Source organism: Micromonospora sp. M71_S20 (assembly GCF_003664255.1).
GTDB lineage: Bacteria > Actinomycetota > Actinomycetes > Mycobacteriales > Micromonosporaceae > Micromonospora.
The window spans coordinates 4512363-4536476 of record NZ_RCCV01000001.1; the positions used below are offsets into that span (position 1 = coordinate 4512363).

The 24114-nt window shown below is 72.3% G+C and carries 22 protein-coding genes and 1 tRNA gene; 11 read left to right on the top strand and 12 right to left on the bottom strand.

Annotated elements, in window-relative coordinates:
* The first annotated feature begins 506 nt into the window (after positions 1–506).
* Complete coding sequence (locus DER29_RS19335; RefSeq protein WP_121398606.1) at positions 507–1160, top strand: C39 family peptidase; 654 nt, start codon at positions 507–509, stop codon at positions 1158–1160.
* A 101-nt stretch (positions 1161–1261) separates the two neighbouring features.
* Here DER29_RS19335 and DER29_RS19340 read toward each other — a convergent pair whose 3' ends face one another.
* The 3 genes from DER29_RS19340 to DER29_RS19350 all read right to left on the bottom strand — a co-directional run bounded on the left by DER29_RS19340 (position 1262) and on the right by DER29_RS19350 (position 4011).
* On the bottom strand, positions 1262–1927 hold the full coding sequence (locus DER29_RS19340; RefSeq protein WP_121398607.1) for a hypothetical protein: 666 nt from the start codon (positions 1925–1927) through the stop codon (positions 1262–1264).
* A 137-nt stretch (positions 1928–2064) separates the two neighbouring features.
* On the bottom strand, positions 2065–3273 hold the full coding sequence (locus tag DER29_RS19345; RefSeq protein ID WP_121398608.1) for a snapalysin family zinc-dependent metalloprotease: 1209 nt from the start codon (positions 3271–3273) through the stop codon (positions 2065–2067).
* A gap of 258 nt (positions 3274–3531) precedes the next feature.
* Positions 3532–4011 carry a hypothetical protein gene (locus DER29_RS19350; RefSeq protein WP_121398609.1) on the bottom strand — a complete coding sequence of 160 codons (480 nt, stop codon included), beginning with the start codon at positions 4009–4011 and terminating at the stop codon, positions 3532–3534.
* A gap of 211 nt (positions 4012–4222) precedes the next feature.
* Between DER29_RS19350 and DER29_RS19355 the strand changes: the two genes are divergently transcribed.
* Entirely contained in the window at positions 4223–5428 is a 1206-nt protein-coding gene (locus tag DER29_RS19355) for a chitosanase (protein ID WP_199729362.1), read from the top strand.
* A 9-nt stretch (positions 5429–5437) separates the two neighbouring features.
* On the opposite strand, the gene abc-f is transcribed toward DER29_RS19355, so the two are convergent.
* The 4 genes from abc-f to DER29_RS33945 all read right to left on the bottom strand — a co-directional run bounded on the left by abc-f (position 5438) and on the right by DER29_RS33945 (position 10039).
* Positions 5438–7081, bottom strand: coding sequence for a ribosomal protection-like ABC-F family protein (gene abc-f, locus DER29_RS19360; protein WP_121398610.1), 1644 nt, complete (start codon positions 7079–7081; stop codon positions 5438–5440).
* A 223-nt stretch (positions 7082–7304) separates the two neighbouring features.
* Positions 7305–8399, bottom strand: a complete 1095-nt coding sequence (locus DER29_RS19365) for an SRPBCC family protein (protein ID WP_121398611.1) — start codon at positions 8397–8399, stop codon at positions 7305–7307.
* Between the two features lie 129 nt (positions 8400–8528).
* The gene (locus DER29_RS19370) at positions 8529–9728 is read right to left on the bottom strand and encodes an RtcB family protein (protein WP_121398612.1); all 1200 of its coding nucleotides are present in this window, start codon (positions 9726–9728) and stop codon (positions 8529–8531) included.
* A gap of 238 nt (positions 9729–9966) precedes the next feature.
* Positions 9967–10039 (bottom strand) — tRNA-Pro (locus tag DER29_RS33945).
* A 481-nt stretch (positions 10040–10520) separates the two neighbouring features.
* Between DER29_RS33945 and DER29_RS19375 the strand changes: the two genes are divergently transcribed.
* From DER29_RS19375 to DER29_RS19390, 4 genes are read left to right on the top strand one after another with little or no spacing between them, the layout of a single operon-like run.
* Entirely contained in the window at positions 10521–10979 is a 459-nt protein-coding gene (locus DER29_RS19375) for a helix-turn-helix domain-containing protein (protein ID WP_233599936.1), read from the top strand.
* Positions 10972–11388 (top strand): DUF4180 domain-containing protein, encoded by a 417-nt coding sequence (locus DER29_RS19380; RefSeq protein ID WP_121398614.1) that lies wholly within the window; start codon positions 10972–10974, stop codon positions 11386–11388. The genes DER29_RS19375 and DER29_RS19380 overlap by 8 nt, the downstream gene beginning before the upstream one ends.
* A 44-nt stretch (positions 11389–11432) precedes the next feature.
* Positions 11433–12623: a spore photoproduct lyase family protein gene (locus tag DER29_RS19385; RefSeq protein ID WP_199729363.1), complete on the top strand. Its 1191-nt coding sequence runs from the start codon at positions 11433–11435 to the stop codon at positions 12621–12623.
* 22 nt (positions 12624–12645) lie between these two features.
* Positions 12646–13428, top strand: coding sequence for an alpha/beta hydrolase family protein (locus tag DER29_RS19390; protein ID WP_121398615.1), 783 nt, complete (start codon positions 12646–12648; stop codon positions 13426–13428).
* On the opposite strand, the gene DER29_RS19395 is transcribed toward DER29_RS19390, so the two are convergent.
* Positions 13331–13690 (bottom strand): DUF664 domain-containing protein, encoded by a 360-nt coding sequence (locus DER29_RS19395; RefSeq protein ID WP_199729364.1) that lies wholly within the window; start codon positions 13688–13690, stop codon positions 13331–13333. The genes DER29_RS19390 and DER29_RS19395 overlap by 98 nt on opposite strands.
* A gap of 691 nt (positions 13691–14381) precedes the next feature.
* On the opposite strand from DER29_RS19395, the gene DER29_RS19400 reads away from it, so the two are divergent.
* The 5 genes from DER29_RS19400 (at position 14382) to DER29_RS19420 (ending at position 19206) form a co-directional block, all read left to right on the top strand.
* A complete protein-coding gene (locus DER29_RS19400) occupies positions 14382–15431 on the top strand; it encodes a dipeptidase (RefSeq protein WP_158619059.1) in 1050 nt (349 codons plus the stop codon).
* A 38-nt stretch (positions 15432–15469) separates the two neighbouring features.
* On the top strand, positions 15470–17080 hold the full coding sequence (locus DER29_RS19405; protein ID WP_121398617.1) for an ABC transporter substrate-binding protein: 1611 nt from the start codon (positions 15470–15472) through the stop codon (positions 17078–17080).
* A 70-nt stretch (positions 17081–17150) separates the two neighbouring features.
* Positions 17151–18023, top strand: a complete 873-nt coding sequence (locus tag DER29_RS19410; RefSeq protein ID WP_121398618.1) for a tetratricopeptide repeat protein — start codon at positions 17151–17153, stop codon at positions 18021–18023.
* A gap of 2 nt (positions 18024–18025) precedes the next feature.
* Entirely contained in the window at positions 18026–18229 is a 204-nt protein-coding gene (locus DER29_RS19415) for a tautomerase family protein (RefSeq protein ID WP_089000078.1), read from the top strand.
* Positions 18226–19206: a D-2-hydroxyacid dehydrogenase gene (locus DER29_RS19420; RefSeq protein WP_121398619.1), complete on the top strand. Its 981-nt coding sequence runs from the start codon at positions 18226–18228 to the stop codon at positions 19204–19206. The genes DER29_RS19415 and DER29_RS19420 overlap by 4 nt, the downstream gene beginning before the upstream one ends.
* Positions 19207–19434: 228 nt before the next feature.
* Here the strand turns inward: DER29_RS19420 and DER29_RS19425 are convergent, their stop codons facing one another.
* From DER29_RS19425 to DER29_RS19440, 4 genes are read right to left on the bottom strand one after another with little or no spacing between them, the layout of a single operon-like run.
* Positions 19435–21630 carry a thiamine pyrophosphate-dependent enzyme gene (locus DER29_RS19425; RefSeq protein WP_121398620.1) on the bottom strand — a complete coding sequence of 732 codons (2196 nt, stop codon included), beginning with the start codon at positions 21628–21630 and terminating at the stop codon, positions 19435–19437.
* A gap of 20 nt (positions 21631–21650) precedes the next feature.
* Positions 21651–22574 carry an ABC transporter permease gene (locus DER29_RS19430; RefSeq protein ID WP_233599938.1) on the bottom strand — a complete coding sequence of 308 codons (924 nt, stop codon included), beginning with the start codon at positions 22572–22574 and terminating at the stop codon, positions 21651–21653.
* Complete coding sequence (nikB, locus tag DER29_RS19435) at positions 22564–23511, bottom strand: nickel ABC transporter permease (protein ID WP_233599939.1); 948 nt, start codon at positions 23509–23511, stop codon at positions 22564–22566. The genes DER29_RS19430 and nikB overlap by 11 nt, the downstream gene beginning before the upstream one ends.
* Before the next feature lie 21 nt (positions 23512–23532).
* Positions 23533–24063: an Lrp/AsnC family transcriptional regulator gene (locus tag DER29_RS19440; protein WP_148710089.1), complete on the bottom strand. Its 531-nt coding sequence runs from the start codon at positions 24061–24063 to the stop codon at positions 23533–23535.
* Between the last annotated feature and the right edge of the window lie 51 nt (positions 24064–24114).

Genomic DNA, 24114 nt, shown 5'->3' on the forward strand with positions numbered 1-24114 from the left:
CCGGCGTGCGGCCCCGCCCAGTCCGCTCGTCCCCCCGCACAACCCGGTTCGACCATGCGGTTGTGGTGGCGGCTAATGGCCGGTCTGGGCGTTTCGCGCCTCACCACGACCGGCACGCACTCGCCTCCGCCGCGACCGATCGGGCCATGAGGCGCGTATGTCGGGTTTGTGGTGGTGGGCGCCACGGGTGGGGTGGGCATGGGCCGGGGTGCCGGGTCGTTGTAACCATCGTGGCCGCGTGACCCGGCCGCTCGCCGGCCCGGTGGTCGGCGGAATGCGGACCGGGCCGGCGTGGTTACATCCGGCGGACCACCGAGTACCCGCGTCGGGATGACCGGGTGCCGGGTCGCCGGAATGACGGGCCGCCCACGGTGGTTACATCCCCCGGGCCACCGAGCGGGTGACCGCATCCGGCCCTCTTGATATCTCGACCTTTCCTTTCCCGTGGCGCACCCGCCCCCCTTGGTGTGTGTCGCGTGCCCCCGATCGAAAGGTGCAGACGAATCATGCGTACCGACATGCTGCGTAAGACCGCCCTGACCGCTGCCGGGCTCGCCTTCACCGGCGGCGCCATCGCCGGCCCCGTCACCACCGCCTTCGCCGCCCCCGCCGAGGCCAAGCCCACGACGACGGTCAGCCAGGACCGCAAGGGTGGCGAGCGTGAGCTGGGCGTGCGCTACGAGGCCCAGCCCAACTTCTACTACTGCGGCCCCGCCGCCGCCCGCAACGCCCTCAGCGTCCAGGGCAAGAACATCGACGTCGACGGCATGGCCCAGCGCATGGGCACCACCGAAGCCGGCACCAACTCCATCAACGACATCACCCCCGTACTGAACAAGGAGACCGGCTCCGACGCCTACCAGTCCGTCGAGATCCGCGACCCCAAGGCCGACGACACGCAGACCGACAAGCTGCGCGCCGACATCGTCACCGCCATCGACGAAGGCCACGCCGTCGTCGCCAACATCGCCGGCACCGCCACCGACACCGACGGAGTCACCCACTCCTTCGAAGGCGGGCACTACATCAGCGTCGTCGGCTACCGCGACAACGGTGCGACCGTCACCATCGCCGACTCGGCCGACCCGAACCAGGCCTCCTACCGGATGAGCGTGGACAACCTGGCCGACTGGATCGCCACCCGCGGCTACACCGCCTGACCGACGACAACACCCACACGAAGACGACAAGGGCCGGACCCCACACAGGGGTCCGGCCCTTTCGCCATGCCCGGGGCGCTGGCCCGCCCTGCCCGCCCCGCTCAGGACCGGCGGTTGCGCTCCTGACTGAGCCGCTCGTCGAGCCGGCCGAGTTCGTAGATCGCGTTCAGTTCCGTCGGCAGGTGGGTCACGTTGTCGACCACGGGTTCGTCGTCCGGCTCGGGGTCGAGGGCGGTGACGGGGGCGGGGACCGGTGGGCCGGCCGGCCCGGCCGGGCCGGTAGCCGCAGCGGCGGGCCGGCGCCGCCGGTTCGGGACGAACAGCACCGGCACCGCCAATCCAGCCAGCACCAGGCCGTAGACCAGCCAGCGGTCCATTCCTCCGTCGTCCTCGCGCGGTGGGGTCGCGACCGTCGAGGGGGCATCGGAGGCGGCCCCCCGCCCGGGCGGGGCGTCGGCCCCGCGTTCGGCCGGTCGCCCGGCAGGCCGGTCGCCGGCGGGTGCGGGCGCGGACGTACCCCCGGGGCTGGGCGCGGGCGCGGACCGGCCCGGTGCCGACGGGCCGGCCGGGGACGGGACGGGGGCCGCCGAGCTGGACGGCGCGGGTGTCGGGGAGGCGCCCGGAGTGGCCTTGCCGCCTCCCTGGAGCAGGTCGTCGACGACCCGCCCGACGCCGTCGAGCAGGTCACCGACCGGCCCGCCGGAGGCCGTCGGCGTCGGCGCGGGAGCGAGCGCCAGGGTCAGGGCGAGCGCGGCCACGACACGCATGGTTCACCTCGGAAGGGGTCGATGTGCCAGGCACCGTACCGCACTCCGGGTGCTCGCCGCGTGACGCCCCGGCGGCACGGCCGGGGCGACGACGCACGGGGGACGCCGCACGCGGCGTCCCCCGTACCGGGGTGGGGTCAGACCGGCAGGCCGCCGACCTGGGTGTTGATCCAGGTGCGGATGGACGGCAGGTCCACGTAGATGGACGGGCCGGTGGCGCAGGTGGAGTTGTTGTTGCCGGCCCGGCTGGTGGCGCCGATCAGGGCCCACGCCCCGTTGATCCGGCGCACCTGCGGGCCGCCCGAGTCGCCGTAGCAGGCGCCCGCGTTGCCGTTGGTGTTGTTGGTGCAGATCTCGTACGGGCCGTTGATGCCGAGGCAGCGGCTGTCCGCGACGATCGAGGTGTCCAGCTCGTGCGCGACGGTGGGGGCGCTACCGCAGCCCCGGGGGGCGCAGGTCTGGCCCCAGCCGATGATCCGGGTGGCGGTGCCGACCGCGCCGGAGGTGCTCGGGATCGGCGCCGGGGCGTAGCTGACCGAGCTGCCGAGCTGGAGCAGCTTCACGTCGACGCTCGGGTGGCCGACCGCCCGGATCACCGAGACGACGGTGCCGCCGCTGGTGCGGTTGATGCTGCCGACCCGCACCGAGGAGGGCGTCCCGCAGTGCTTGGCGGTGACCGCCCAGTTGGCCTTGATCAGGGTGCCGGTGCAGCCGGAGACGTACACCATCCACGGGTAGTTCTCGCTCGCCGGCCGGCCGTTGACCACCTGCGGCGAGATGTCGTCGGTGTCGTTCCACGTGAACGTGCCGGTGGGCGCCTCCGCCGCGGCGAGACCACCGGCGAAGAGCTGGTTCACCCTGGACGCCTCGGCGGCGCTCGGGTACGCGTTGGTGCAGGAGACCGGCGCGCTGCTGCCCGACATCAGGTCGGAGCAGAGCCCGGTACGCCGGTCGGGCAGGCCGAGGATGTGGCCGAGCTCGTGGGTGGCGATGCGGGTGCGGTTGTACCCCTGGTTGACGGCGGTCCAGCCCATCCAGACCCGGCCGGCGCCGAGGCTGGTGACCTGAGCGCGCGGCCAGCCGCTGTCGACGTAGATGGTGACGTTGCCCGGCGTGCGGGCGACCAGCTGGACGTTGCTGACCTGGCTGTTCCAGATGGCGGCGGCCTGGTCGAAGTTGGTGCGGAACTCGCCGGCGCGGCTCGCGTCGTAGTAGACGGTCCGGGCGGCGGACGCGCCCGGGTCGGCGGCGGACGCGCTCGTGCCGGTGGCGACCTGCATTCCGGTTGCGGCCAGCACCGCCGCCAGCGCGGCGGTCGCCGCGTGCAGCAGTTGTCGTCGGAACATACACGCACTCCCTGAGGTTGTCCGGCGGCGTGCCACCGCCAGTCATCGATGTACGTGAATGCTAGAGCGAGGGCCGCCGATATGCGGCATAACGGAACCGTCATACCGGCGACACCGCCGCGCGCCGCACGGGCCGGATCGGCGCGCGGCCGCGGGCGGCGCGCCGGCCGCCGGGAAGACCGCCCTCCGCCCCCTCGGCGCCACCCGCTCGTCAGCCGACCGGGCCAGGCGGCGCCCCGAGCGGATCGGCCCCGGCGCTCATCCGGCTGACGACGCGGCGGTCCGCTCCGACGAGCGGGCGGCCCGGCGGACGTCGCCGGCCGCCAGCGCGAACAGCGCGAGTGCACCGGCGAGGGCCGCGTCCACCCCGATCACGAATCCGCGCTCCGACCCGGCCGGCGCCACAGCGACACCGGCGGCAAGCGCCACCGCCGCCGCGAGCGCCATGCCCAGGCGGGCCGACGCCTCCCACCGCACGGCCCACCGGGTCCCCGGCGACCGCCCCGAGGCGAGGGCCGCGCGTAGTCGCCACGCGGCGGCGGCGATGAGCGACGCACCGAGCGCGCCGGCGGCCCCGATCACCAGCCACGGCACGGCGAACGCCCCCGCCCGCCCGGCGGGCGACGACACGCCGCCCGCCGCGAGCAGCGCGAACCCCGCCGAGAACGCGACATGGACGAGGATCACCCGCGACAGGCGACGCCGCAGCTCACTCAGCTCGGTGACGGGTATCGACACTGCTGCCTCCCCCTGCTCGGGTCCACCCCGCATCGTGCCACGTCGCGCGCCACCCACCCAGGGGTGACCGGCCCGGACGTTTGACAGCCAATCGACGCACTGCTATTTGTTAATACAGTTTCCTGAAGCTCCTGGTGGCCGTCCGGCACGTCCCACGGCGCCGCGGCTCACCTACCGAGGCGGCGCGCCGCCATCCCATCCGAGGAGCGCCATGCCTCGCAAGCGGACAGTCGCCCAGCTCTCGGGGGCCCTCGCCGTCACCGTCGCCGCGATCGGCTACGGCCTGCCCTCGGCCAGCGCCGCGGCGGCCGGGCCGGTCACCGGCCTCGGCGGCAAGTGCGTCGACGTCGCCGGGGCCAACCCGGCCAACGGCACGCCGATCCAGCTCTGGGACTGCAACGGCACCGCGGCCCAGGTCTGGACGGTCGGCAACGCCGACGGATCTGTCCGCGCGCTCGGCAAGTGCCTGGACGTCACCGCCGCGTCGACCGCCGACGGCGCCAAGGTGCAGCTGTACGACTGCAACGGCACCGGCGCACAGAAGTGGACCGCCAGCAACGGCACGCTGGTCAACACCGGCTCGGGCAAGTGCCTCGACGCCACGGACTGGAGCACGGCCAACGGCGCCCGGTTGCAGATCTGGAGCTGCGCCGGCACCGCCAACCAGCGGTGGACCCTGCCCGGCGGCGGCGCCACCCCCACCCCGTCCGCCCCGGCCGGCGCGCCCCTCGACGACCCGGCCAAGAAGGACGTCGCCATGCAGCTCGTGTCGGCGGCGGAGAACTCCTCGCTCGACTGGCGCGCGCAGTTCTCCTACATCGAGGACATCGGCGACGGGCGGGGCTACACCGCCGGCATCATCGGCTTCTGCTCCGGCACCGGCGACATGCTCGAACTGGTGGAGGCGTACACGCGGACCAAGCCCGGCAACGTGTTGGCCGGCTACCTGCCGGCGCTGCGCGCCGTCAACGGCAGCGACTCGCACGCCGGCCTCGACCCGTACTTCCCCCGCGACTGGCGCACCGCCGCCGCCGACCCGGTGTTCCGGGCCGCGCAGGAGGCCGAGCGGGACCGCGTCTACTTCAACCCGTCCGTCCGCGACGGCAAGGCCGACGGGGTACGGGCGCTCGGGCAGTTCGCCTACTACGACGCGGCCGTGATGCACGGCTACGAGGGCATGCGCGCGATCCGCAGCCGCGCCCTGGCCCGGGCGAAGCCCCCGGCCCAGGGCGGCGACGAGCGGACCTGGCTGCACGCCTTCCTCGACGAGCGGGTCGCCGAGATGAGGAAGGAACCCGCCCACTCGGACACCTCCCGCGTGGACACCGCGCAGCGGGTCTTCCTCAACAACGGCAACTTCAACCTGGACACGCCGCTGGTGTTCGCCGTCTACGGCGACCAGTACCGCATCGGCTGACGTCCCGGGTCACGACTCCGACGCGACGCCGGCGCCGGTCTCCCGCAGCCGGCCGTCGGCGAGCCGCAGCCAGCGGTCCACGCCGATCGCCGCGAGGAACCGTTCGTCGTGGCTGATCACGACGAACGCGCCCTCGTACGCGTCGAGCGCGCTCTCCAACTGGCCGACGCTGACCAGGTCCAGGTTGTTGGTCGGCTCGTCGAGCAGGAGCAACTGCGGTGCCGGTTCGGCGAACAGCACGCAGGCCAGGGTGGCGCGGAGCCGCTCGCCGCCGGAGAGCGCCCCGACCGGGAGGTGGGCGCGGGAGCCCCGGAACAGGAAGCGGGCGAGCAGGGTCATCCGCTGCGCCTCCGGCATCGCGGGCGCGTACGCGGCCAGGCTCTCCGCCACCGTGCGGTCGAGGTCCAGCAGGTCCAGCCGCTGGGACAGGTACGCGATCCGGCCGTCGGCCCGCCTGGTCCGACCGCCCTCCGGCTGCACGTCGCCGCTGACCAGGCGCAGCAGGGTGGATTTGCCGGCGCCGTTCGGACCGGTGAGCGCGATCCGCTCCGGCCCCCGGATCGTGAGGTCCACGCCGTCACCGGCGAACAGGGCACGCTCGCCGTAGCGGACCTGCATCGCCTCGCCGTGGAAGACCGTGCGACCGGCCGGAAGGTTGGTGCCGGGCAACTCCAGCGTGATCCGCTGCTCCTCGCGCAGCGCGCGGCCCGCCTCGTCGAGCCGGGCCTTGGCGTCGCCGACCCGCGCGGCGTGCGTCTCGTTCGACCGGCCCGCCGACTCCTGGGCGCCCCGCTTCATGGTGCCGGCGAAGATTTTCGGCAGGCCGGCGCTCTTCAGGTTGCGGGCGGCGTTGCCGGCCCGGCGCTCGGCCCGCTCGCGCGCCTGCTGCATCTCCCGCTTCTCCCGCTTGACCTCCTGCTCGGCGTGGCGGACGTTCTTCTCCGCGACCTCCCGCTCGGCGCGCACCGCCTCCTCGTACGCGGTGTAGTTGCCGCCGTAGGAGCGGACCTCGCTCCGGTCGAGTTCGAGGATGCGGTCCATCCGGTCCAGCAGCGCCCGGTCGTGGCTGACCAACAGCAGGCAACCGCTCCAGTCCTCCAGCACGGCGTGCAGCTTGCGGCGGGCGTCGAGGTCCAGGTTGTTGGTGGGCTCGTCGAGCAGCAGGACGTCGGGGCGCCGCAGCAGTTGCGCCGCCAGGCCGAGGGAGACGACCTGACCGCCGCTGAGGGTGTGCAGGGGCCGGCCGAGGGAGACGTCGTCGAGGCCGAGCCGGTCCAGTTGGGCTCGGGTGCGCTCCTCGATGTCCCAGTCGTTGCCGATCGTGGTGAAGTGCCTCTCGTCGGCGTCCCCGGACTCGATGGCGTGCAGCGCCCCGAGTACCGGCGCGATCCCCATGACCTCGGCCACGGTCAGGTCGCCGGCCAGCGGAAGGCTCTGCGGCAGGTAGCCGAGCAGCCCGTCGACGGTCACGGAGCCGCCGGTGGGCCGGTGCTCGCCGGCGATCAGCTTGAGCAGCGTGGTCTTGCCGGCGCCGTTCGGCGCGACGAGGCCGGTGCGGCCGGCGCCCACCGTGAAGGACAGGCCCTCGAAGACCGGGGTGTCGTCCGGCCAGGAGAAGGAGAGGCGCGAACAGATGATGAACGCATCGGACATGCGGAAACCCTTGGTGTGACGTGGGCGCGCGGGGCGCCCTGGGGACGGGATTCGGGAACGACGGCCCGCGGCCACGGCGGCGGTCGACCGCCTGCCGCTGGCCGGGCACTTCCGGTGTCACCCGGAGATGTCGTCGTCACCCGCCACGTCTGGTCTCCCTGTCCCGATCACTCGCGCCCATCCTAACAGCGCGGGCCCGGTGCCACGGGCACCCGCGACGGCGTCAGAGACCCGCGCACGGGTCGCCGCCCAGCGAGCAGTCCTCGGGCGCCCTGGTGAGCTGGTCGACGTCGCGCACGGCGAACGTGAAGGTCCGCGAGCGACCGGCCGGCACGGGCGGCCCGGTGAAGGTGACGACCTGCCCGTCCCGCCGCCAGTCCGCCCCGCTGACGTCGGTCAGCGTGCCGCCCTCGGCCAGCGTGACGACCACCGCCCAGCCGTTCACCGCCGTGCTGCCGGGATTGTCGACGACCACCTCGCCGGTGAAGCCGAGCAGCCGCGTCGACACGGTCTCGTAGCGGGCGGTCATGGCGGGGGCCGACGGCGCGTTCGAGGTGGGCGTACGCGAGGGCGTCGCCGAGGGGCTCGCCGACGGCGTCCGGCTCGGGCGCGACGGGGTAGGCGTGGCGCTTCGCGTGGGGCGGGCCGACGGGGTCGCCCGCGGCGTACGGCTCGGGGTGGGCGCGGCGGTCGGCGACGGCGTCGCGACCGGGCCGGCGACCGGGTCCGGCTCGGCGGGCAGGACCGCCCACACCGCCGCCCCGGCGGCCAGCGCGACGCCGGCCAGCCCCGCGACCAGCAGCGGCCAGCGGCGGCGGCCGGCCGGTGCCGGCTCGTCGCCGACCACCTCGGTCACCGGCATCTCGGCGGTCATCCCGGCCTCGCCGCGACGCAGGTCGACCTGCCGGAAGGCCAGCCAGTCGAGGATCGCCGGCAGGCGTCCCGTCAACGCCTGCCGGTAGGACTCCTCGCGGCGCTCGCGCTGCTCCGCGCTCCAGCTGCCGTGCTCCAGCACCTCGCGGACCGACAGCCGGCACCCCTCGGCGGTGGGGGCGACGGCACAGGCCAGCCGGCTGCGCCGGCCGCCCTCGAGGCACCGCAACGCGATCAGCTCCGGTTCCCGCCGGTCGGTCACCTCCGCGTCGACGGCGGCGTCGAACCCGGGCAGGCCGGCGGTGAACAGCAGCAGCCGGCCGCGCGACCCGGCCATCGGCTCGACCTCGGTGAACCACCGGGCGAGCAGAGCGCGATCTGTCAATGCGTGCCACACCCGGTCCGCCGGGTGGAACAGGTCGACCTGCACGTCGATCTCGATCACGGCGAGACTCTACGGGTATCGATCGCGGGCCGACCCGGACGGGGGGATCCCCAACCGGGCGTGGTCGGCATCGCGCGGGCCGTCGGGGTGTGCGACCGGCGCCCTCCCCTCCCGGGCGCCGGTCGGCGGTCATCCCTTCACGCAGACCACCTGCTTGAGGTGCGCCACCACCTCGACCAGGTCCTCCTGCTGCGCCATCACCTGGGTGATGTCCTTGTACGCTCCCGGGATCTCGTCGACCACCCCGGCGTCCTTGCGGCACTCCACGCCGGCGGTCTGCGCGGCCAGGTCGGCGGTGCTGTACGTCCGCTTCGCCTGCGCCCGGGACATCCGCCGTCCCGCCCCGTGCGAGGCGGAGCAGTACGCGTCCGGGTTCCCCCTGCCCCGCACGACGTACGAGCCGGTGCCCATCGATCCCGGGATGATGCCCAGGTCCCCCCGACCGGCCCGGATCGCCCCCTTGCGGGTGACCAGCACGTCGACGCCGTCGTAGCTCTCCTCCGCCACGTAGTTGTGGTGGCAGCTGATCGGCTCGTCGTAGCCGACGTGCGGGAACTGCTCCCGGACCACCCCGCAGAGCAGGGCGAGCATGACCGCCCGGTTGCGCCGCGCGTACTCCTGCGCCCACCACAGGTCCCGGCGGTAGGCGTCCATCTCCGGCGTGCCGGCGAGGAACACCGCGAGGTCGCGGTCGGGCAGGTCGGTGTTGTGCGGCAGCCGCCGGGCGACCGCGATGTGCCGCTCCGCCAGCTCCTTGCCGATGTTGCGGGAGCCGGAGTGCAGCATCAGCCACACCCGTCCCTCGTCGGCGCCGCCCTGCTCCAGGCAGACCTCGATGAAGTGGTTGCCGCCGCCGAGCGTGCCCATCTGCCGCTGGGCCCGCGTCTCCAACTGCGCCACCCGCCGGTCGAGGTCGGCGAACCGGCGCCAGAAGTCGTCCCAGCCGGCCTGCTCCAGGCCACGGACCCGGCGCGGGTCGACCGGCTTCTCCCGCTGGTTGAACCCGACCGGGATCGTGGCCTCGATCGCCGAGCGCAGCCCCGCCAGGTCGTCCGGGAGATCGGCGGCGGTCAGCGAGGTGCGCACCGCGGACATGCCGCAGCCGATGTCGACGCCGACCGCCGCCGGCGAGACGGCCTGCCGCATCGCGATGACCGAGCCGACCGTGGCGCCCTTGCCGAAGTGCACGTCGGGCATGACCGCGACGCCCTGCACCCACGGGAGCGCGCCGATGTTGCGCAGTTGCTGGGCGGCCTGCGGCTCGATGCCGTACGGGTCGGTCCAGACCCGGACCGGCGCGCGGGTGCCCGCGAGCGGGGTGTAGCTCATCGTCGTCTCCTCGTGTCGTCGGCTGGTCGCCGCCGTGGGGCGGGACCTGAAGGCATCGACGACCGCCCGGGAATCGAACCCGGAGGGAGTGGCCTGCACGGCCTCTCCGCGCCCAGCGCGCGGCCGGCCCGCCGGGCGGGGCCCGACGGGTGCAGCGGTGGGCCGGTTCGGCACCGGGTGAGCCTCCCGGTGCTCCGACGGCCCGTGTCAGGGCAGGGCCGAACGCCCTGCCCTGCCGTCCGGGACCGGGGAATCGAACCCCGTGTCTCTCGCGCCCAAGGCGAGCGGGTCAGCCAGCTCCCTCGTCCCGGTGACGGTCGTGCTCCCGGTCGGCCCGTGGCGGGCGACCGGGTCGTTGCTTCCACTGTGGAGTTGGGAACGGGTGGCGTCGCCGGGTGTGGCCGGCACGGAGGTGGACGGCGGTCGGGGTGGACGAAAAAGCCGCCCGGCCCCGGTGGGGTGGGCGGCTGCGCGTACGCGCGGGCGCTAGACGCGCCGCCACCCCCGTTGCCGCCCCTGTCCGGGACGGCGCCGCCCGCAGGCTGGTGTGCCCGTGGGCAGCGGGGCACCACCGCGCGGCGTCGGCCACACGGCGTCGGTGCGGGTGCGCTGCGACACGGCGTACTCCCCTGGGTCGTTCGGTTGACCTTGCGCCGATGACGGTAGGTGGGCCGGGACGGTGGCCGCAATGGATATTCGCGTTCCGTTCGGCCGGCACCGGCGCGGGCGGGATCGACGCCTTCATCACAACGGCTTCCCTATCCTTCCCCTCCGGGGCTAGATTAGGGAACGATGAGTGAGGAAATGTACTCGGTCGAGCAGGTGGCCGAGCGGCTGGGCCTGCACGTGCGCACCGTGCGGGGCTACATCCGCGCCGGTCGGCTCAGGGCGGTGCGGATCGGCAAGCAGTACCGGATCGCCCGCGCCGACCTCGACGCGCTGACCGGTCGGCCGGCACCCGCCCGTCCCGCCGGCGGTGCGGCGGTGGAGGTGTCGAGCATCGTGCAGATCGACGGCGTCGACCGGGCCGCGGCCGACCGGCTGGCCACGCTCGTCCTGGCCGCGGCGAACAGCACCCACCACCACCCCGCGCACCCGCTGCGCATCCAGACCGTCCACGACGAGGAGCGCAACCGCATGAAGATCGTGATCCTGGGCGGCGCCTCGGCCACCGCCGACGTGCTGCACCTGGTCGATGCCGTGCTCGACGGCGACAACGGCCTGCTCACCGGGGAGGCCGGCGATGCCTGACGTCATCCAGGAGCGAGCCGGGGTGCCGGTGCTGGTGTGCGACCCGGACGGGCCGCCGGTGACCACCGAGCAGGACGCGCTGGACCTGATCGGCTCGGCCTTCCTCGGCGCCCAGGTGGTGGCCGTGCCGGTGAGCCGGCTCGACGCCTCCTTCTTCGCCCTCGGCACCCGCTTCGCCGGCGAGATCATGCAGAAGTTCGTCAACTACCGGCTGCGCCTGGTCGTCGTCGGCGACATCGGTGAGCACCTCGCGGCCAGTTCGGCCCTGCGCGCCCTCGTCCACGAGTCGAACCGCTCCGGCCACGTGTGGTTCGTTGCCGACCTCGACGCCCTCGACGCCCGCCTGGCGCCGGCGGCGCGACCCGGTGGGGGCACGCCCGCGCCGGACGGGGCGCCGACGCGCGGCTGACCGCACCGGGGGTTGCCGGCGCGCGGGGCGGGTAACCGGCGCGGATGAGGCCGGAGGCCGAGCCGGTGGACGTCGACGAGCCGCTGGCCGTCGACGTACCGCCCGCGCCGCACGACGCCAGCGGCGAGCGCGTGCCGACCCGCGACCTGGCCGGGCTGGCGCCGGCGGCGCGGCCGGCGCGGAGATGGACGCCGCGCCGGGTGGTCGCCACGCCGGCCGCGCTGGAGCACCCGCACGGCCGACGGATCGCCCGGCGGGTCGAGGCCTTGGGCATCGAGGTCGAGCGGCTGCGCGCCAACCGGCTCACCGGCGTCCGCGGCGCCACCGAGCGGGAGACGTACGCGCGGGCGAAGGCGACCATGGCGATCGTGGTCAGCCCGCCGTCGCGCCGGAAGCTGCAACCCATCGCGCCCAGCGCGGACTGGCGCTTCGACCTGGCGGAGGGCTGCCCGGCCCACTGCCAGTACTGCTACCTGGCCGGCTCGCTGTCGGGGCCACCGGTGACGCGGGTGTACGCCGACCTGGACGAGATCCTCGCCGGCCTGGCCGACTACGCCGGGCGGGGCACGGTCACCAGCCGCAACGCCGGACGGGCCGCCGAGGGCACCACCTTCGAGGCGTCCTGCTACACGGACCCGCTGGCCCTGGAGCACCTCACCGGCAGCTGGCGGCGGGCGGTGGAGCACTTCGCCGGCTGGGACGCCCCGGTGCAGCTGCGCTGGACCACCAAGTACGCCGACGTCGACACGTTCGTGGGGCTGCCGCACGCCGGCCGCACCCGCGTGCGGTTCAGCGTCAACTGCCGCCCGGTCAGCGAGCGGATGGAGGGCGGCACGGCCACGGTCGCGCACCGGCTGGCGGCGCTGCGCCGGCTCGCCCTCGACGACTACCCCGTGGGATTGACGGTCGCACCGATCATGCCGCTGCCCGGCTGGCGGGAGCACTACGGCGAGCTGCTCGACGCGGTCGCGGACGCCGTCGCCGGGGTGCCCGGGCTCGACCTGACCGCCGAGCTGATCACCCACCGGTTCACCCCGGGCAGCAAGGAGGTGCTGCTCGGCTGGTACCCGCGCACGAGGCTGGAGATGGACGAGTCCGTCCGCAGCCGCAAGTACGGCAGGTTCGGCGCGGTGAAGTACGTCTACCCGCGCGACACCATGGCCGAGCTGCGCACCTGGTTCGAGCGCGAGCTGGCCGCCCGGCTGCCGGCCTGCCGGGTCCTGTACTGGACCTGACGATCCGCTACGGTCGACGACCGTGGCCCTGACGCGTGTCGACTTCTACTCCGAGGTGCTCGGTCTCAGCACCTCGATGACGGTGATCCTGCCCCAGCAGACCACCACGCAGATCGGCATGTCCGGCAGCGCCGGGCAGGGCGAACCGCCCGTGCTCTACCTGCTGCACGGGCTGTCCGACGACGACACGATCTGGCTGCGCCGCACCTCGATCGAGCGGTACGTGGCGCCGCTCGGCCTGGCCGTGGTGATGCCCCAGGTCGGGCGCAGCTTCTACACCGACGAGGAGCACGGCAACCGGTACTGGACCTTCCTCACCGACGAGCTGCCCCGGCTGTGCCATGGGTTCTTCCGGCTCTCGGCGCGTCGGGAGGACACCTTCGTCGCCGGGCTCTCGATGGGCGGCTACGGGGCGCTGAAGTGGGCGCTGCGTGACCCGGGCCGGTTCGCCGCGGCGGTGAGCCTGTCCGGGGCGCTCGACGTCGCCAACCGCCGCCACCATCCGACCGCGCCCCTCGACACCGCCGTCTGGCACACCGTCTTCGGCGAGCGCACGGTGACCGGCACCGACGACGACACCGTCGCCCTGCTCGACGCGGCGGCGGGCGCCGACCTGCCCGCGCTCTACGTCGCCTGCGGCACCGAGGACTTCCTGTACGAGGACAATTTCACCTTCGTCACGGCGGCCCGCGAGCGCGGCGTCCCGCTCACCGTGGACTTCTCCCCCGGCGCGCACGACTGGGCGTACTGGGACGCGAAGATCCAGGACGTGCTGGCCTGGCTGCCGCTGCGCACCGGCGGCTGACCCGACCGGCCCCCGGTGCCGGCTGAGCGGCGCCGGTGCCGGTGACCGGGCGGCCCGGCGCGGGTGGCGCCGCTGGCGTCGTACGCCCCTGGAAGTCGCCGGAGTCCGACCGGACCGGCGGCACGTCCTCGCCGTCGACGGTCCGGCGGAACCAGGCCCGCTCCGCCTCCGCCATCTGCCGGGCCGGGCCGAGCAGCGACAGCGCGGACGGGGGCACCGACTGTCGGCGCGGGTCCTCGTCGGACCGCCCGTCGCACCTCATCGCGAGGGACGCGGGGAGGGTGTCGGCTTCGGGGAAGCGGCGGGCGGCAGCCGGAGGAACGGGGTGCGAGGTCTGGTGAGGCCAGGGCCCGGAGCGCGGGGGTGGCCCTGTCCGCGCTGTCGAGCTGCCCCGTTGATGAGACCAATCGTCACCGCCGTGTGCCGCCGCGCCATCGGGGAGTCCGGGACGGCCGCCCTGCCCCGTCCATGGGGGCAGCTCGACAGCGCGAGCGCGGCGACTGCGCCCACAGGCGCGGCGCCGGGCGAGACGGTTCGGGCGGCGCCGGGGGTCGCCCGGTGGTGGTCGAGGGCGCGCAGCATCTCGCGCTCGTCCCCGGTGACGGGCGGCCCGATCCGATCGGTGGCCACGGCTCCCCCCCTCGCCTGACGGCACGTGCGACGGTCGCCCGGCTGCGCGGCGGAGCCCCGCTGCGGGTGATCATGCCGGGCGCCGGCGGGCCGTGGCGCGCGGCCTTCCCGCCGCCCCGACCCGCAGGACCCGGAGGATCCCCACGGCCAGCAGGAACTGTCCGATTTGTTCCGTGATGCTCCCCTGAGGCGAGTCGCGATCCATAAGAATGACGAAATTCGTCGCTCAGGAACCAATATTTGACGAGTTCGCCAGGATCTATGGACAGGAACCGGCGGCACTCGTAGGGTCTCACCCATCTTCCGATGATCCTGGAGATGATGTGAACACTGCCGTCACGGAAATTCCCGCCAACCAGGCGACCGAGCTGCACGCCGCCGCCACCGTGGTGGACGGGAGCACGGTCATCGAACTCAGCGACGCCCACCTCGACCGGATCCGGCGAGGTGGCGTAACCGCCGTCAACCACACGGTCACCAGGCCGTACGCGGACACGGTCACCGCCCTGCGGGAGGTGAACCGGTGCCGCAGGTGGATCGACGAGCACTCCGACGACGTGCTGCTCGCGCTGACCGTCGCCGACATCGAGCGGGCCAAGGCCGAGGGCAAGGAAGCCGTCATCTTCGGTCCGCAGGACACCGAGATGATCGGTGTCGATCTCGACCTGCTCGGCACCTTCTACGATCTCGGCGTCCGCATCCTGCAGCTGACCTATCAGCGGCAGAACCTGCTCGGCGCCGGCTGCGGCGAGGAGACCGACTCGGGCCTGACCCACCGGGGCCGCCGCTTCGTCCAGGCGATGGACGAGCTGGGCATCCTGGTCGACGTCTCGCACTGCGGCGAGCGCACCGGCCTGGACGCCATGGAGGCCTCCGCCAAGCCGGTCGTCGTCACCCATTCCTTCTGCGACGCCATGTCGCCGCACATCCGGGCCAAGTCCGACGGCTACCTGCGCCGCCTCGGCGAGCAGGGCGGCGTCATGGGTATCACCACCCTGTCCGGTTTCCTGTACTACCCGGAGGACCCGTCCCGGCGTCCGGATCTGGCCCGCTTCGTCGAGCACGTCAGCCGCGTGGTCGAGGTGGCCGGCATCGACCACGTCGCGATCGCCACCGACTACGACGAGACGTGGACCGAGCCGATGCGGGTCGCGCAGCTGAAGTCCATCGCGCGGTCGAACTCCAAGGAGCACCAGAACCTCCTCGGTGACTTCGGTTGGACCGAGCGCCGGGCGATCGGGATGGACGACGCCGCGGACTTCCCCAACTTCACCCAGGCCCTGCTCAACGGCGGCTTCTCACCGGCGGACGTGACCAAGATCCTCGGCGGCAACTGGCTCCGGGTCTACGGACAGACGTGGAAGCCGGCCTGACCTGTAAGTGCTGATCGTGACACCAGCCAAGGAGACCAATGCGTACTCGTGTTTTGACCAAGGTGCTGGCAGTGGGCGTCATCTCGGCGCTCGCCGCCGGCTGCGGAGGCGGTGAGCCTCCGTCCAAGAACAGCGGCAGCAGCTCCAACGACGGCCTGAGCGGCAGCGTCCGCCTCCAGGACGAGTCGCAGCCGGCAGGCACCCCGAAGTCCGGCGGTCGGCTCCGGATCATGATCCGGCTGGACGCCAACGAACTCGACCCGCACCGCATGTCGGAGACCTCGGCCTTCGTCATCAACGAGCAGATCTACGAGTCGCTGGTGCAGTCGTACCGGGGCGAGATCAAGCCGGCGATCGCGGAGTCGTGGACGCAGAGCACCGACGGGCTGACGGTGACGTTCAAGCTGCGCGACAACGCGGTCTTCCACAGCGGGCGCAAGGTGACCGCGGCGGACGTGAAGTACTCGATCGAGCGGATCAAGGACCCGGCGACCCGGGCGCCACGGGCACGGAGCTACGAGGGCATCAGCTCGGTCACGGCGCTCGATGAGCGCACCGTCGAGATGAAGCTGGCCAAGCCGAACGCCGCCATCCTGACCCTGCTCTCCACCGCCGCCTCGTCGATCGTGGACCGCACGGTGGCCGAGGCGGGCGGCCTCAACGGCAGCGTCGACGGCGGCAGCGGCCCGTTCAAGATGGCCTCGCGGGTGACCGGCCAGGCCATCAAGCTCGACAAGCACGCCCAGTACTGGGAGCAGGGCGTCCCCTACCTCGACGGGATGGACTTCACCTTCAACCCGGACGACAACGCCCGCGCCGCGGCGGTCCGCAGTGGCACCGTCGACTTCCTCTGGCGTCCCGCGCCCGAGTTCATCGACGCGCTCAAGCGCGACGAGAAGCTCAAGTGGTACGGCGGATCCGGGTCGCTCTCGCTGCACCTGCGGCTCAACACCTCCAAGGCCCCCTACGACAACGTGAAGGTCCGGCAGGCCATCTTCCTCGCGCTCGACCGCCAGGAGATCCTCAACGTGGCCAACTCCGGCTTCGGGACCGCGCTCAACTCGGGTTACCTGCCGCCGGACCGGTTCGGCGCGGTGAAGGAGCCGATCTACGGCAAGGCCGACATCGACAAGGCCAAGGCGCTGCTGGCCGAGGCGGGGTTCCCGAACGGCTTCGAGGCCAAGCTCATGGTCATCGCCACCTCGGCCTTCCAGGTGCGCTCGGCCGAGGTGGAGCAGCAGCAGCTCGCCAAGATCGGTATCAAGGTGACCATCGAGTCGGTCGAGTCGACCATCGCCGACACGAAGACGAAGTCCGCGGACTTCGACATGTACCAGTCCGGCTTCGGTCTGACCTACGACCCCGACGAGCGGTTCACCGCCAGCTTCCTCCCCGGCGGCGGCCTGAACTACGGCAACTGGTCGGACAAGGAGTACGAGAGCCTCGTCGTGCAGGCCCGCTCGGAGATGGACAAGGACAAGCGCGCCGCGCTCTACCAGCAGGCCGAGAAGATCCTGGCCGAGCGCGGGCCGGTGGCCATGACCTTCCTGAACGCGGACTTCGACGTGGTGCAGAAGGACGTCATGGGATACCAGGGCGACCCGACACCGACGTACCGCTTCTACCGGCACATCTGGCTCGACCGCTGACGGCCGTGGCGGGGGCGCCGACCTCCCGGCGCCCCCGCCACCACCCGCGAAGACGACGAAAGGCAGGCCCATGACGTCCGTACCGCTGACCGACCGCTATGTCATCGCCGCCCGGCTCAAGGGCTACCTCAACAAGCACGGTGAGGCGGTGGCACTGCTGACCGAGGCGCTGGAGCTGGAGCCGGGCAGCGCACGCCTGCTGCGCTTCCGGGGACACCGGCGCATCTCGATCGGCGACTACGCCGGTGCCATCGCCGACCTGCGCGCCGCGGCCGACCAGCTGCCCGGCGTCGAGGACGAGTACGAGATGTACCAGCCCGAGGTGGAGAAGGACGTCGTCAGCCTGATCCTCGGCAGGCCCGAGCAGGTGCGCCCGCAGCACCTCACCGACACCATGGCCGCCCGGGACCCGGAGGCCCTCGGCCGGTACAACACGACGCTGCACGCCGGCATCTGGTACCACCTCGGGGTCGCCCAGTACCTCAGCGGTGACTTCGAGGGCTGTCTGCCCAGCTTCCGCGCGGCCGAGGAGTCCTCGCGGCACCAGGAGGGCATCGTGGCGTCGCAGGACTGGCAGTACATGGCGCTGCGCCGGCTCGGCCGACCGGCCGAGGCCGAGGAGGTGCTCGACCGGTTCCGCAAGATCAGCCTGGTCCAGGAGGACCACCTCGTCGGGTACGAGGGCCGGATGCAGCTCTACACCGGCGACATCACCCCGGAGCAGCTGTGGGCGATGTGCGACGGCAACGACCTGAAGACCGTCACCCAGGGTTACGGTCTGGGCAACTGGTACTACCACGAGGGCGACGTCGAGAAGGCCCGTGAGGTCTTCGACGGGGTGCTGCGGACCGGTGTCACGCACGCCTTCGCCTACCTCGCGGTCAAGGCCGAGTACGCCAACAATCCCGACTTCGCCGCGGCGGCGACGACAAAGGAGAACTGACGATGGCAATCATCCGTGCCGAGATCGGCAAGCGCGACCAGGAGACCAAGAACGCGATCATCGCCGAGCTGACCGACGTGCTGGTCAAGTACGGCTCCCCGCGCGAGAACACCCACGTCCTGCTCTACGAGGTCTCGTACGACAACTGGGCCAAGGGCGGCCTGACCTACAACGAGCGGAAGAAGCAGGCGCAGGAGTCGTCATGACCGTCGGCACCCGGGGACCCCACGTCCTGATCACGCCGAACCTGGCCGAGCTGCTGCCGCAGCTGCGCGAGCGCTATCCGCAGTGCCGGTTCACGCCGGTGCCGGAGGACGAGCCGGTACGTGAGGAGTACCTCGACGCCGAGGTGATCCTGCGCAGCGCGATGAACGAGGACACCTTCGACGAGCTGCTCAGCAAGTGCGACGGGCTGCGCTGGATCCAGATCACCGCCGCCGGCTTCGACTGGGTGGGCGGCGACATCATGCGCCGCCGCCTCGACGAGGGGCTGATCTACACCCGGTCCGGGAACTCGTACAACGTGCCGATCGCCGAGTACATCATCGGTGCGGTGCTTCTGCACCAGCGGGCGTTTCCCGAGTTGCGCGAGGCGCAGGAGCGCCGCGAGTGGGTGCGGATCGTCGGGCGCGACCTGATCGGCAGCACCATGCTGGTCTTCGGCACCGGCGGGATCGGGCGTGAGGTGGCCTGGCGTGCCCGGGCCCTGGGCGTCACCGTGATCGGGGTCAACCGCGCGGGTACGCCCGCCGAGGGCTTCGACCGGGTGGAGTCGTTCGCCGACCGCCTCGCGTTGCTGCCCGAGGCCGACTCCGTGGTGCTGGCCATGCCGCTGACCGAGGAGAACCGGTACTTCTTCGACGCCGCGCACTTCGCGGCGATGAAGGAGAGCGGCCTCCTGGTCAACGTCGGTCGGGGTGCGTTGATCGTCGAGGACGCGCTCGTCGACGCCATGCGGCAGGACCGGATCGCCGGCGCCGTGCTCGACGTGTTCGAGGAGGAGCCGCTGCCTCCGGACCACCGGTTGTGGAGCCTGCCCCGCACGACGGCCACCCCGCACACGTCGTTCCGGGGTTCGGGCAACCTGCAACGGCTCTACGCGGACTTCTGCGCCAACTTCGACCTGTACCTGGCCGGTGAGCCGTTGACCGGCACGAAGCGTCAGCCGGAGCTGGGGTACTGACCGACCCGACCCGCGTCGAAAGGCGGCGGCGCACCCGGACACCGGGTGCGCCGCCGCCTGCACGTCGTGCCCGGCCGCTGCGCGCCGGGCGTCCGGGCGGACGTGGGGCCTGATGTCGTGGACGACTCAGCTCGACAGGGCGGACACGCCGTACGCGTCCCGTACACGCGCCGGCGGCCCACCCGGTCTGTCGGGTGGGCCGCCGGCGTCAGGCCGTCGGAGTCGGGATCACCCGAGCAACGAGCGGGCCGCCGCCAGCACGTCGTCCTCGCCCAGCAGCACCTGGTCCGCGGCCGGGCCCAGGGGGATGTAGCTGTCGACGCTGTTGACGCGGGAGATGCGGCCGGTGAAGCCGCCGTCGACCAGGGCGGCCACCACCGCCTCCGAGACGCCGCCGCTGGTGCGGCTCTCGTCGACGACGAGGACCCGCGGGATCCCGGCGAGCGCGGCGCGCAGGCTCACGGCCGGCAGCGGCGCCAGCCACTGCAGGTCGATCACCCGGGTGCCGACCTGGCGTTCCCGGGCCAGCGTCCCGGCCACCCGAAGGCTCATCGGGACGCCGTTGCCGAAGGTGACCATCGCCAGGTCCGTGCCCTCGCACACCGTCCGCACCTGGCCCAGCGGGTTCTCCGTCGCCGCCCAGTCCGCCGGCTCCGGATAGTCGGCGAGCCAGCCGCCGTCGCCGTCGGTGTGCAGGTCACGCCGGTGGTAGAGCGCGATCGGTTCCAGGAAGACACACACCCGCCCCTCCTGCTCGGCCAGGGCGAGACACTGGCGCAGCAGGGCGGGGGCGGTGGCCGGGTGTGACGCGACCGCGAAGGCCAGGCCGGGGATGTCCCGCAGCACCGCCACCGAGTTGTCGTTGTGGAAGTGCCCGCCGAACCCCTTCTGATAGGCCAGGCCGGCGATCCGCACGACCATGCCGTTGGAGTACTGCCCGTCGGAGAAGAAGCGCAGTGAGGCCGCCTCGCCGCGCAGCTGGTCCTCGGCGTTGTGCAGGTATGCCAGGTACTGGATCTCCGGGATCGGCAGGGTGCCGGCCAGGGCCCCGCCGAGCGCGACCCCGAGGACGGTCTGCTCGTCGAGGAGCGTGTCGAAGACCCGGTTGGCTCCGAAGACCTTCCGCAGCCCCCGCGTGACGCCGTAGACGCCGCCCTTGCGCGCCACGTCCTCGCCGAAGACCTGGGCCTGCGGCCAGGTCAGCAGCGCGTCGTGCAGGGCGGCGTTGATCGACTGGGCCAGGGTGAGCGGGCCACGGGACTCGGGGGGCCTGCCGCCGAACGCCCTCTCCCGCCCGGCGCCGGCGCGGCGCGCGGCGGCGCCGACCCGGCCCACCCGGCGGGCGGTCAGTGGTGCGGTCACCGCCGCCGGATCGTCCAGCCGCCCCACCCGGCCCGGTATCAGCCGGGCCTGGTCCATGACCTGCTTGCGGGAGTGCTCGTAGCGGGTGAGGGTCTCGGCCGGGCTGAGGATCCGCCGCCGCGCGAGCAGGGCCGCGGTCGCCAGGATCGGGTCGCGGGCATGGTCGGCGAGGATCTCCGCGCGGGTCCGGTAGGCCAGCTCGGCGTCGGAACCGGCGTGGCCCATGAACCGAACGGTGCTCAGGTGCAGCACGGCGGGCTGACGTCGGGTACGCACCCGGTGCGCCACCTCGGCCGCCGTCGCCAGCAGGCCGGCGGGATCGGCGCCGTCGGCGTACGCGTAGTGGATGCCGGGCAGGGCCGACAGCATCCGCCGCACCCAGCCCCGCGGGGAGCGGGTGCTGATGCCGATGCCGTTGTCCTCGCAGACGAACAGCAGCGGCACCGGGATCTTCTGGTGGGCGCTGTAGCCCACCGCGTTCAGGGCGCCGGCCGCCGTCGAGTGGTTGGCCGAGGCGTCGCCGAAGCTGCACACCACCACGGCGTCGGCCGGGTATCCGGTGTCGGTGACGCCGCGGTCGAGCGCGAACGCCATGCCCATGGCCCGGGGCAGGTGGGAGGCGATCGTCGACGTCTGCGGAATGATGTTCAGCCCCCGGTGGCCGAAGACCTTGTGCCGGCCACCGGAGATCGGGTCCTGGCGGGACGCCGCCGCCGAGTGCAGCACGTCCGCGATCGGCGTGGAGCCGGCGACCTGACCGGCCCGCGCCGCGTAGAAGGCTCCGGAGCGGTAGTGCAGCAGGGCGGGATCGGTCGGGCGCAGCGCCAGCGCGACGGCCGCGTTGCTCTCGTGCCCGCTGGACCCGATCGTGTAGAACCCCTCCTGCCGGGTCTGCAACCACCGCAGCGCGAGGTCGAGGTGCCGGCTCTGGATCTGGGCGTCGAGGTAGTCCACCAGCAGGCCGGGGTCGATGTCGACGTCCGGGGAGGTCTCCTCGGGAAGCGGCTGGCCCGCGGACCACTCGGTGAGGCGGCGGACCAGGTGCTCGTCGATGGATTCCACGCGGTTGTGCTCCTTGCGGGTCAGCGACTGGAGCGGCCCCGCAGCCGCGGGTCCAGTACGTCGCGAAGGGTGTCGCCCAGGAGGTTGAAACCGAGGACGGCGATCATGATGCAGACCCCGGGTACGACCGACGGCCAGATCGACATCTCCATGAAGGACTTGCCGTTGGAGAGCATCGAGCCCCAGGACGGCTGGGGCGGCTGCACACCGAGCCCGAGGTAACCCAGGGACGCCTCGATCAGGATCGCGTAGGCGATGCTCGTGGTGAACTGCACCGCGATCGGAGCGACCGAGTTGGGCAGGATGTACTTGAGGATGAGCCGGGTGTTGCTCAGCCCGACCGCCTGCCCCGACTCCACGTACGGCTCCCGGCGCACCGACATCGCGGTGCCGCGCACGATCCGGGCGAAGCTGGGGATGAAGACGATGACCAGGGCCAGGACGAGGTTCTCCGTGCCCGGCCCGCGGGCGGCCACGACCGCCAGGGCCAGCAGCAGGGTGGGGAAGGAGAACATGATGTCGGTCGCCGGGGTGATGATCGCGTCGAGTACGCCCCGGTAGAAGCCGGCGAGCAGCCCCAGCAGGACGCCGATGGCCCCGGCGCAGGTCACCACGATCAGGCTCACCGTCAGCGAGGTGCGCGCCCCGTAGAGCGCCCGGCTGAGCAGGTCGCGCCCGGCCTCGTCGGCGCCGAGCGGGAAGTCGCCGCCGGGCGGGGCGAGCCGCTGGTCGGACATCGCGGTCGGGTCGTAGGGGGAGATCAGCGGGGCCAACGCCGCGGCCGCGATCATCAGCACCACGATGACCAGCCCGACCAGGCCGACCTTGTCCCGCGTCATCAGTCTCAGCAGGTGGCCCCCGCGGCGCCCGGCGGGCTTCGGGGCGGCGCCCTCCTGCTGCTTGCCGCGTCGTTGGCGGCGGCCGGGAGCGGCTTCAGTGACCACTGCGCAACCTCGGATCCAGGTAGGTGTAGAGCAGGTCGACGAGGAGGTTGACCACGACGTAGAAGAAGGCCAGGAAGAGCAGGGTCCCCTGGACGACGGGGTAGTCACGCTGGCTGATCCCGCGGATGACCATGGTGCCGAGCCCCGGCCACGCGAAGACCTGCTCCACGATGACCGTGCCGCCCAGCAGCGCCCCGGCCTGGATGCCCAGCACCGTCACCACCGGGATCAGCGAGTTGCGCAGGGCGTGCCGGACCATGACCCCGCGTTCGCCCAGCCCCTTGGCGCGGGCGGTGCGGACGTAGTCCTGGTTGAGCACCTCCAGCATGCTGGACCGGGTCATCCGCATGCTGATCGCGGCGAGGCTGGCGCCGAGGGTGACCGAGGGGAGGATGAGGTACTTCAGGCTGCCCAGGAAGCCCTCTCCCTCCCCCGCGCCCTGTGACGGCAGCCAGCCCAGCGAGACCGAGAAGATGTACACCAACAGGATGCCGAGCCAGAAGTTCGGCAGCGACAGCCCGATCAGCGACGCGACCCGGGTGCTGGCGTCGAGCAGACCGTTGCGCTTGGTGGCGCTGAGCACACCGAGCGGGATCGAGATGAGGATCGAGACCAGCAGCGCCGACACCGCCAGCAGCAGCGTGGACGGGAAGCGCTGCATGATCTCTTCGAGCACCGGCTGGCCGGTACGCATCGAGGTGCCGAGGTCGCCCTGGAGGAGGGCGCCCAGCCACCTCACGAACTGCTCGTAGACGGGCATGTCGAGCCCGAAGTAGCGGCGCATCTCCGCCTCGATCGCGGGGTCGCCGAAGTCCTGACCCATGATCGAGCTGATCACGTCGCCGGGGATCATGCGGATCACCAGGAAGGAGATCACCGAGATCCCGAGCAGGACCGGAATAACCGATATAAGGCGGATCAGCGTGATGCGCAGCATGTCTTGCCTCTCTCGGTCTGATCAGACTTCAGAACCGGGCATGCCAGGATCCGAGCCTGTGTCCCAGGCGGAGTCCTCGTCGCCGGTGACCGCGATGTCGCGGGCCCACTCGTGCGCTCGCTTGGCGACCCGTAGCACCATCACCGAGCGGCTCTCCATCACCCCGTCGAGGTGGCCCAGCCGCTCCGTCCAGAACCGCCGCATGGCGTTGCTGGAGGCGAAGTAGCCGACGGCGATGACGTCGAACTGCCCGGTCACGTGGTAGACGTACGCGATCTCGGGCATGCCGGCGAGCTTGTCGATGAGCTGTTCGGTGCTGCCCGGCGCACTCTGGATCTCGAAGAGTGTGTGCACCGGACGACCCATGAAAGCGGCGCTGGGGATCGCGGCGAACTGCAACTGCCCGTCCGCGACCAGTCGTTCCATCCGTCGTCGGACCGACCCCTCGGACAGGCCGACCTTGGCGGCGAGCGCCACGTTCGTCTGCCTCGGGTCCTGGACGAGTTCCCGGATGATGCTGCGATCTTTTTCGATCGAGCCCTTGGATGCCAACGTTGCTCCAACTTCATTTGGTGGCGGTATTCGTCGCTGCCGGGAGCCTAG

What these genes read in the sequence shown, in the direction of transcription:
- DER29_RS19335 (WP_121398606.1), top strand. Translation starts at nt 507, where the DNA reads ATGCGTACCGACATGCTGCGTAAGACCGCCCTGACCGCTGCCGGGCTC.
- DER29_RS19340 (WP_121398607.1), bottom strand. Translation starts at nt 1,927, where the DNA reads ATGCGTGTCGTGGCCGCGCTCGCCCTGACCCTGGCGCTCGCTCCCGCG.
- DER29_RS19345 (WP_121398608.1), bottom strand. Translation starts at nt 3,273, where the DNA reads ATGTTCCGACGACAACTGCTGCACGCGGCGACCGCCGCGCTGGCGGCG.
- DER29_RS19355 (WP_199729362.1), top strand. Translation starts at nt 4,223, where the DNA reads ATGCCTCGCAAGCGGACAGTCGCCCAGCTCTCGGGGGCCCTCGCCGTC.
- abc-f (WP_121398610.1), bottom strand. Translation starts at nt 7,081, where the DNA reads ATGTCCGATGCGTTCATCATCTGTTCGCGCCTCTCCTTCTCCTGGCCG.
- DER29_RS19370 (WP_121398612.1), bottom strand. Translation starts at nt 9,728, where the DNA reads ATGAGCTACACCCCGCTCGCGGGCACCCGCGCGCCGGTCCGGGTCTGG.
- DER29_RS19375 (WP_233599936.1), top strand. Translation starts at nt 10,521, where the DNA reads ATGAGTGAGGAAATGTACTCGGTCGAGCAGGTGGCCGAGCGGCTGGGC.
- DER29_RS19380 (WP_121398614.1), top strand. Translation starts at nt 10,972, where the DNA reads ATGCCTGACGTCATCCAGGAGCGAGCCGGGGTGCCGGTGCTGGTGTGC.
- DER29_RS19385 (WP_199729363.1), top strand. Translation starts at nt 11,433, where the DNA reads ATGAGGCCGGAGGCCGAGCCGGTGGACGTCGACGAGCCGCTGGCCGTC.
- DER29_RS19395 (WP_199729364.1), bottom strand. Translation starts at nt 13,690, where the DNA reads ATGAGGTGCGACGGGCGGTCCGACGAGGACCCGCGCCGACAGTCGGTG.
- DER29_RS19405 (WP_121398617.1), top strand. Translation starts at nt 15,470, where the DNA reads ATGCGTACTCGTGTTTTGACCAAGGTGCTGGCAGTGGGCGTCATCTCG.
- DER29_RS19410 (WP_121398618.1), top strand. Translation starts at nt 17,151, where the DNA reads ATGACGTCCGTACCGCTGACCGACCGCTATGTCATCGCCGCCCGGCTC.
- DER29_RS19415 (WP_089000078.1), top strand. Translation starts at nt 18,026, where the DNA reads ATGGCAATCATCCGTGCCGAGATCGGCAAGCGCGACCAGGAGACCAAG.
- DER29_RS19420 (WP_121398619.1), top strand. Translation starts at nt 18,226, where the DNA reads ATGACCGTCGGCACCCGGGGACCCCACGTCCTGATCACGCCGAACCTG.
- nikB (WP_233599939.1), bottom strand. Translation starts at nt 23,511, where the DNA reads ATGCTGCGCATCACGCTGATCCGCCTTATATCGGTTATTCCGGTCCTG.